Source organism: Amycolatopsis sp. NPDC104587, from assembly GCF_055583645.1.
Genome location: NZ_JBVJNO010000006.1, coordinates 590,384 through 597,974, shown reverse-complemented (window position 1 = coordinate 597,974; position 7,591 = coordinate 590,384). Strand labels below are relative to the sequence as shown.

General features: G+C 68.6%; 7 protein-coding genes. 1 reads left to right on the top strand and 6 read right to left on the bottom strand.

Going from position 1 to position 7,591, the window contains the following annotated elements; translation table 11 throughout:
- Positions 1-123 precede the first annotated feature (123 nt).
- The 6 genes from ACZ61C_RS21785 to ACZ61C_RS21760 form a co-directional block, all read right to left on the bottom strand.
- Positions 124-1,305, bottom strand: coding sequence for an ABC transporter ATP-binding protein (locus ACZ61C_RS21785; protein WP_465309379.1), 1,182 nt, complete (start codon positions 1,303-1,305; stop codon positions 124-126).
- A 2-nt stretch (positions 1,306-1,307) separates the two neighbouring features.
- Positions 1,308-2,147 (bottom strand): carbohydrate ABC transporter permease, encoded by an 840-nt coding sequence (locus ACZ61C_RS21780; protein WP_465309377.1) that lies wholly within the window; start codon positions 2,145-2,147, stop codon positions 1,308-1,310.
- On the bottom strand, positions 2,147-3,118 hold the full coding sequence (locus tag ACZ61C_RS21775) for a carbohydrate ABC transporter permease (protein ID WP_465309375.1): 972 nt from the start codon (positions 3,116-3,118) through the stop codon (positions 2,147-2,149). The genes ACZ61C_RS21780 and ACZ61C_RS21775 overlap by 1 nt, the downstream gene beginning before the upstream one ends.
- A complete protein-coding gene (locus ACZ61C_RS21770; RefSeq protein WP_465309373.1) occupies positions 3,115-4,437 on the bottom strand; it encodes an ABC transporter substrate-binding protein in 1,323 nt (440 codons plus the stop codon). The genes ACZ61C_RS21775 and ACZ61C_RS21770 overlap by 4 nt, the downstream gene beginning before the upstream one ends.
- Positions 4,438-4,680: 243 nt before the next feature.
- A complete protein-coding gene (locus ACZ61C_RS21765; protein WP_465309454.1) occupies positions 4,681-5,205 on the bottom strand; it encodes a YflT domain-containing protein in 525 nt (174 codons plus the stop codon).
- 177 nt (positions 5,206-5,382) lie between these two features.
- Positions 5,383-6,579 carry an acyl-CoA dehydrogenase family protein gene (locus tag ACZ61C_RS21760; protein WP_465309371.1) on the bottom strand — a complete coding sequence of 399 codons (1,197 nt, stop codon included), beginning with the start codon at positions 6,577-6,579 and terminating at the stop codon, positions 5,383-5,385.
- A 176-nt stretch (positions 6,580-6,755) separates the two neighbouring features.
- Between ACZ61C_RS21760 and ACZ61C_RS21755 the strand changes: the two genes are divergently transcribed.
- On the top strand, positions 6,756-7,439 hold the full coding sequence (locus ACZ61C_RS21755) for a DUF4190 domain-containing protein (RefSeq protein WP_465309369.1): 684 nt from the start codon (positions 6,756-6,758) through the stop codon (positions 7,437-7,439).
- Positions 7,440-7,591 lie beyond the last annotated feature (152 nt).

Below are 7,591 nucleotides of genomic sequence, written 5' to 3'. Positions count from 1 at the left end.
CCGGCTCCCCCCCAACCACCCCCCATGCGCCTCCCCCCCAAACCCCCCCGGCACCCCACGGGGGGGGGGGGGGGGGTGGCTCCCCCCCCCCCCCCCCCCCCCCCCCCGACGAGCTGCGGCAGGCTAGTCCTCGTAGGTGAGGTTCTTGCCGTTGGCCGGGTCGAACAGCTTGACCTTGTCCGCGTCGAACCAGACTTCGAGGTCCGAGTTCTCCTTCGCCGACGACTCCGCCGAGAGCCGCGCGACGATCTGGGACTCCGAGCCCGGCACGTCGGCCGAACCGCTGTCCGCGGCCAGTTCCGCGAGCTCCGCGGACGTCGCCGCGTCACCCTCCACCGTGAAGTGGGCGAACTTCTCCGAGCCCATCGACTCGAGCACGTCGATGTGCGCGGTGAACGTGCCACCGCCCGCCTTCTGGCTCGCGTCGACCAGCGCCGCGTCCTCGAAGTGCTCCGGCCGGATGCCGACCAGCACCTCCCGGGGCGCGTTCGCCTTCTCCACCAGCTGCCGCACCCGGTCGGTGAGCGGCGTGGTGCCCAGCGGGCTGCGCAGCTCGTTGTTCTCCAGCGTCGCCGGGACGAAGTTCATCGACGGCGAGCCGATGAACCCCGCGACGAAGAGGTTCGCCGGGTTGTCGTAGAGGAACTGCGGCGCGCCGATCTGCTGCACGTACCCGCCGCGCAGCACCACGACCCGGTCGCCCAGGGTCATGGCCTCGGTCTGGTCGTGCGTGACGTACAGCGTCGTCGTGCCGAGCTGCTTCTGGATCTTCGACACCGACGTCCGCATCTGGCCGCGGAGCTTGGCGTCCAGGTTGGACAGTGGCTCGTCCATCAGGAACGCCTTCGGGTTCCGGACGATCGCCCGGCCCATCGCGACGCGCTGCCGCTGGCCACCGGAGAGGTTGGCCGGCTTGCGGTCCAGGTGCGCGTTGAGGTCGAGGATGTTCGCCGCCTCTTCGACCTTCGCCCGCACCGTCTTGTCGTCGACCTTCGCCAGCCGCAGCGGGAAGGCCATGTTCTCCCGCACGCTCATGTGCGGGTAGAGCGCGTAGGACTGGAACACCATCGCGATGTCCCGGTCCTTCGGGGCCTTCTCGTTGACGCGCTTGCCGTCGATGCGCAGCTCTCCGGAGGAGATGTCCTCCAGGCCCGCCACCATGTTCAGCGTCGTCGACTTCCCGCAGCCGGACGGGCCGACCAGGATGATGAACTCGCCGTCGGCGATGGTGATGTCCACTTCGGACACCGCGAGCGCGCCGTCGGGGTACTTCTTCGACACCTTGTCGAGGACGATTTCAGCCATGACTACCCCTTCACCGCACCGGAGGTCAGCCCCGCCACGATGCGACGCTGGAAGAACAACACGAACACAATGATCGGGATGGTGATCACGACCGCGGCCGCGCTCACCTGCCCGGTCGGATCCTCGAACTGCGACGACCCGGTGAAGAACGACAGCGCCGCCGGCACCGTGCGCGACGCCGTGGTCGACGTCAGCGAGATGGCGAACAGGAAGTCGTTCCAGCAGAAGATGAACACCAGGATCGCGGTGGTGAACACACCCGGCGCGGCCAGCGGCGCGATCACCTTCCGGAACGCCTGGGCCGGCGTCGCGCCGTCCATCTTCGCCGCCTTTTCCAGCTCCCACGGGATTTCCCGGAAGAACGCCGACAGCGTGTAGATCGACAGCGGCAGGGCGAACGTGATGTAGGGCAGGATCAGCCCCGGCCAGGTGTCGAACAGCGCCAGGTTCCGCTCGATGTTGAACAGCGGGGTCACCAGCGACACCTGCGGGAACATCGCGATCAGCAGCGAGAGCCCGACGAGCAGCTGCTTGCCGGGGAACTCCAGCCGCGCGATGGCGTAGGCGGCCATCGTGCCCAGCACCACCGCGATCACCGTGGAGATGATCGCGATGCCGATCGAGTTCACCAGCGCCAGCAGGAACTCCGAGGTCGCGAAGATGTCCGCGTAGTTCTGCCACGTCCACGACTGCGGGATGAAGTACCCGTCGGTCAGCGTGTCCTTGGTCTTGAACGACAGCGAAACGACCCAGAGCACCGGCACCAGCGCGAACACCAGCACGAGGATGTCGACGAGGCCCCAGCGCAGCTTGCGGCCCGTCGTGACGGTTCCCATCACCATCAGCGCTTACCCCCGTCGTCCGAACCCGGTGCGGCCGTGCCGAACACCTTGATGAAGATGAAGGCGATGATCGCCACCGTGATGAAGATCAGCACGGCCATCGTCGACCCGATCCCGAGGTTGAGGCCCTTGACCAGGTTGTCGTAGGTCTGCATGGACACCGAGCCGGTGTCCTGCGCGCCGCCGGTGAGGACGTAGATGTTGTCGAAGATCCGGAACGCGTCGAGCGTGCGGAACAGCAGCGCCACCAGGATCGCCGGCTTCATCACCGGCAGCATCACCTTCGTGAACCGCTGCCACGCGCTCGCGCCGTCCATCGCCGCGGCCTTGAGCAGGTCGTCCGGCACCAGCGCCAGGCCGGCCATCAGCAGCAGCGCCATGAACGGCGTGGTCTTCCACACCTCGGCGCCGATGATGATGAACAGCGACGGCCACTGGTCGGTGAGTGGCGCGCCGTCCGCGGCCAGCCAGTTCGCCAGGTAGCCGGTCTTCGGCGTCCACGCGTAGTACCACGAGAACGCCGCGACGACCGTGACGATGCCGTACGGGATCAGCGCGACCGTGCGGACGAGCCCGCGTCCGACGAGCGTCCGGTGCATCACCAGCGCCAGCGCCATGCCGAGGACGAACTCGATCGCCACCGACACGACGGTCAGGAACATGGTCGTCCCGAACGCCGTCCACCAGTACGAGTTGGACAGCACGGCGCCGTAGTTGGCGAAGCCGACGAACTCCTGCTGCGCCGGGAACCGCAGGTCGTACCGCTGCAGCGACAGCCAGATCGAGTAGACGATCGGGTAGCCGGTGACGGCGATCATCACGACGAACGCGGGCGCGCACAGCCACAGCCCGAGCTTCCGCTCGGCCTTCTTCCCTTCGGAGAGCGCGGGTTTGCCCTTCCTGCCCGACGTCGCCTCCCCGGCGACCGTGGCCCCGGCGGTGTCGGCCGGGGTCGAGTCCTGAACGGTCACGGGATCACTCCCTTCGACTGGAGCGCGTCGTTGAGCTGCTCGCGCAGCTTGTCCGCGGTGGCCTTCGGGTCGATTTCGGCCGGCGGTGAAAGGACCTTCGACATCACCGTCGACATGTTCTGGTAGGCCGGGGTCAGCGGCCGCACGGCGGCGTCCTTCAGCGCGTCCAGGATGGAGTCGCGCATCGGGTACTTGATCGCCATGTTCGGGTTGTCGTCACCGGCCGGCTTCGACGGGTCGAGCGGGGTGTCGTTGTGGTACACCGATTCGATGGTCGGCGGCACGCCGTCGTTGATCGCCGAGAACTTCTGGTTCTCCGCGCTGCGCAGGCACAACGCCGCTTCGTACGCCTCGGGCTTGTGCGCCGAGAGCGAGCTGACCGCGAGGTCGTACCCGCCGATGGTGGTCTTGGCCGGAGTCCCGGCCTGCGCCTCGGGGTAGACGGCCCACTTGAAGTGCGAGACGTCCGACGCCTTGTCCTTCGCGTAGGAGGCGTAGACGAACGGCCAGTTCAGCTCGAACGCGGCGTCCCCGCGCTGGAACGTCTGCCGGACGTCGTCCTCCTTCGAGTTGGTCAGCGACGCGTCGGTGATCCCCGACGCGGTGATCTGCTTCAGCAGCGCGAGCGCCTTCACCGCGCCTTCGTCCATCACGACGGACTTGCCGTCGTCGGACAGGATGTGCCCGCCCATGGACTCGACGAGCGTGTTGTAGAAGACGACGAGGCCTTCGTACTGCGCGCCGGTGAAGACGATGCTGTACGGCTTGCCCTGCGCCTTGAGCTCCTGCGACTTCCGGATCATCTCGTCCCACGTCTTGGGCGCGGACGGGGTGATCCGGTCGTCGTACCAGAGCAGCTGGATGTTCGTGTTCTTCGGGGCCGCGTAGAGCTTCCCGTTGTAGGTCGCCGTTTCCAGCGGGCCCTGCAGGACGCCCTGGGACGCCGCGGTCTTGTTCTGGTCCTTCCACTCCTCGATCCACCCGGCTTCGGCGAACTCCGAAACCCAGGTCACGTCGAGGCCGAGGACGTCCATCGCGGTGTCGCCCGCGGCGAGCCGCCTGGCCATCTGCAGGCGCTGGTCGTCCGACCCGCGCTGCAGTTTGTTGTAGACGATTTCGTAGCGGCCGCCTGCTGCCTGGTTGCAGTTGTCGACGACTTTCTGAAAGCTGTCTTCGGGCGCGTAGTAGACGTTGATCTTCAACCCGCCAGCCGAACCGCAACCGGCCAGCATGCCGGTCACCAAAGCCCCTGCCCCCAGCAGGACCGCGGTGCGGCCGGGCGAACGTCCCCGTTTGCCCGCGCCGATCCTCTTCCCCATCAGGCCTCCTCACCCGCGTGCACGCCGGTTACCGCGGTGCCCGGTGGGCACCACGACGCGATGAGGCGAACCGCGCCAGCACCCCGACGTGCTAGTGCTCGGGCGGCCGCGCTGGTTGGGCGAGGCCGCCCGACTGGTGTCGGACAACTTATGCCGGGCGATCACACCCCGCAAGCAGTATCGGTAACGATTCAGCCCACTGCAGACTGAACTGTGATTTTTCCCTGCTAGGGGTGGGGTTTCCTAGGGGTGGGCAGGGGGTGGCTTGAGTGCCAGCTTCGCGAGCAGCTCGCGCGCCTGCTCCGCCGAGCGCGGCTGGCACAGGACGTCGTAGCGGCCGGCGACCAGCTGGCTCGCCGAGGAGAAGTCCCGCCGCCCCCGCGACATGCTGTACCCGATCGCGGCGAACATCAGGCCGGAGAGCACCCCCAGCACGAGCCCGGTGAGCAGCTGCAGCGCGAAGCCCTGGTTGACGAACAGGCCGAGCAGCAGACCGGCGAACAGGCCGAACCAGGCGCCGGAAACCGCGCCGGTGCCGAGCACGCGGCCCCAGGACAGCTTCCCGATGACGCGTTCGACGAGCATCAGGTCGACCCCGACGATCGTCACGTCGCTGACGGAGAACTCGCTGTCCGCGAGGAAGTCGACCGCCTGCTGCGCCTCGCCGTAGGTCGCGTACGAGCCGATCGGCCAGCCGGTCGGCGGGGTCGGCAAGCGCGGCAGGCCTTGGGGCGCCCGGCCTCCGCCGAAGGGACTACTCACCATCATCACCTGCGCACTCGTGGGTCCTGGGCGTCCATCTTGTCAAGAACGCCCGTACCGTGCGAGCCGCTTACCCCGAAAGGCCGGACGCGCCACCATGTCGACAAGTCGCTTCGCACTTTCCCTGATTAAGTTACGTCCGCGGGCCCTCCGGACGCATCTTCCCCAGGGAAAGTGGCGACGTCAGGAGCGGGACTTGTACTCCCGCAGCAGGCCTCGGCTGATGATCGTCTTCTGGATCTCGCTCGTGCCCTCGCCGATCAGCAGGAACGGCGCCTCGCGCATCAAGCGCTCGATCTCGTACTCCTTCGAGTACCCGTAACCGCCGTGGATGCGGAACGAGTCCTGCGTGACCTCCGCGCAGTACTCCGACGCGATCAGCTTGGCCATCCCCGCCTCGACGTCGTTGCGCTCGCCCGAGTCCTTGAGCCGGGCCGCGTTCACCATCATCAGGTGGGCCGCCTCGACCTTGGTCGCCATCTCGGCCAGCTTGAACGCGACGGCCTGGTGCTCGGCGATCGCCTTGCCGAACGTCTTGCGCTGCTGGGCGTACTCCACCGCCAGCTCGAACGCCCGGATCGCGATGCCGCACGCGCGCGCCGCGACGTTCACGCGGCCGACCTCGACACCGTCCATCATGTACGCGAACCCGCGGCCCGGCGCTTCGCCGAGCACCATGTCCCCGCCGATCTGGTAGCCGTCGAAGACCGCTTCCGTGGTGTCGACGCCCTTGTACCCCATCTTGTCGATCTTGCCGGGGATGGTGAGCCCGGGCGCCACCTCGCCGAAGCCCTCGGGCTTCTCGACGAGGAACGTCGTCAGGTTCTGGTGGGCCTTCTCGGCGCCTTCGTCGGTCTTGACGAGCAGCGCGATCAGGGTGGACGAGCCGCCGTTCGTCAGCCACATCTTCGAACCGTCGATGACGTAGCCGTCGCCTTCGCGGCGAGCGCGGGTCTTGATCGCGGCGACGTCCGAGCCGAGGTCCGGCTCCGACATCGAGAACGAGCCGCGGACCTCGCCGGTGGCCATCCGCGGGAGGAAGTGCTGCTTCTGCGCCTCCGTGCCGTGGCGGCTGATCATGTGCGCGACGATGAAGTGCGTGTTGATCACGCCGGACACGCTCATCCAGCCGCGCGCGATCTCCTCGACGACCAGCGCGTAGGTCAGCAGCGACTCGCCGAGCCCGCCGTACTCCTCCGGGATGGTGATCCCGAACAGGCCCATCTCCTTCATGCCCTCGACGATGTCCGCCGGGTAGGTGTCGGAGTGCTCGAGCTCCTGCGCGTGCGGGATGACCTCCTTGTCCACGAACGAGCGGACGGTCGCGAGGATCTCCGACTGCACGTCGGACAGGCCGGCGGTCTGGGCGAGGCGGGCCATCACGGCTCCCTTCCTGGAGACGCGCGCCGGCTCCCGGCGCTGGGTTACCGGTGAGTATGACCCCGTTCGCGCGTCCCTGCTATGAGGGCGCTCACGCTCCGCCGGGCGGATCTCCCGCCGGCGGCCGGGTGCGAACGGCTAACGTTGGAGCCCTGCACGAAGCGAGGGGACCCGTCATGACCGACCCGTCCGGGGACAAGGACCGTCCGGCCGCCGATCCGACCGTGTCGTACGAGCCGCCGCCGCCCGCGGAGGCGCCGTCCTACACACCGGAGAGCTACGACCCGCCGTCCACCGCCGAGCCGGACACGGCCACGGCCGACACCACGGTCTCCGACACCACCGTCGCGGACCCGGGCGCCGGCGACACCACCGTCGCCGAGCAGGCCGCCCCGCTGCCGCCGGGCTCGTTCGAGACGCCCGCCGCGCACATCCCCGGCACGCCGTACGCCGCCCCGGGCCAGCCGCAGCCGGTGTACCCGCAGCCCACCTACCCGCAGCAGCCGACGTACCCGCAGCAGACCTACCAGCAGCCGTACCCGTCCCCGTACGGCGGCCCGGCGTACGGACCGCCGGCGCCCTTCGGCCAGCCCGGGTACGGCCTCCAGGCGCGCAAGCAGGACAACGCGCTGGCGATCGGCGCCCTCGTCTGCTCGATCCTCGGCTTCTGCTCCGGCATCACCGCGCTCGCCGGGCTGATCATGGGCCACATCGCGCTGAGCAAGACCAACCGCGGCGAAGCGGGCGGCCGCGGGCTCGCCACGGCCGCCGTGATCGTCGGTTACGTCGTCATCGCGCTGTGGGTCGGCTTCTTCACCACCATCATCATCCTGGGCGCGAACGGGCAGCTCGACAGCTAGTCGGCGGCGGGCAGCGCGGCGTCGCCCGGGCTGCGGGGGGGGGGGGGGGGGGGGGGGTTCGTCTCCGGTTTCGCCTCCCCCGCCCCCGGTTTTGGCCTGGGGTCTGGTGCCTGTTTGGCGGCTGCGGCGGCGTCGGCCGCGGACACCCACCG

Coding starts and splice junctions, on each gene's coding strand:
- ACZ61C_RS21780 (WP_465309377.1), bottom strand. CDS start 2,147: ATGGTGATGGGAACCGTCACGACGGGCCGCAAGCTGCGCTGGGGCCTC.
- ACZ61C_RS21770 (WP_465309373.1), bottom strand. CDS start 4,437: ATGGGGAAGAGGATCGGCGCGGGCAAACGGGGACGTTCGCCCGGCCGC.
- ACZ61C_RS21765 (WP_465309454.1), bottom strand. CDS start 5,205: ATGATGGTGAGTAGTCCCTTCGGCGGAGGCCGGGCGCCCCAAGGCCTG.
- ACZ61C_RS21760 (WP_465309371.1), bottom strand. CDS start 6,579: ATGGCCCGCCTCGCCCAGACCGCCGGCCTGTCCGACGTGCAGTCGGAG.
- ACZ61C_RS21755 (WP_465309369.1), top strand. CDS start 6,756: ATGACCGACCCGTCCGGGGACAAGGACCGTCCGGCCGCCGATCCGACC.
- ACZ61C_RS21785 (WP_465309379.1), bottom strand. CDS start 1,305: ATGGCTGAAATCGTCCTCGACAAGGTGTCGAAGAAGTACCCCGACGGC.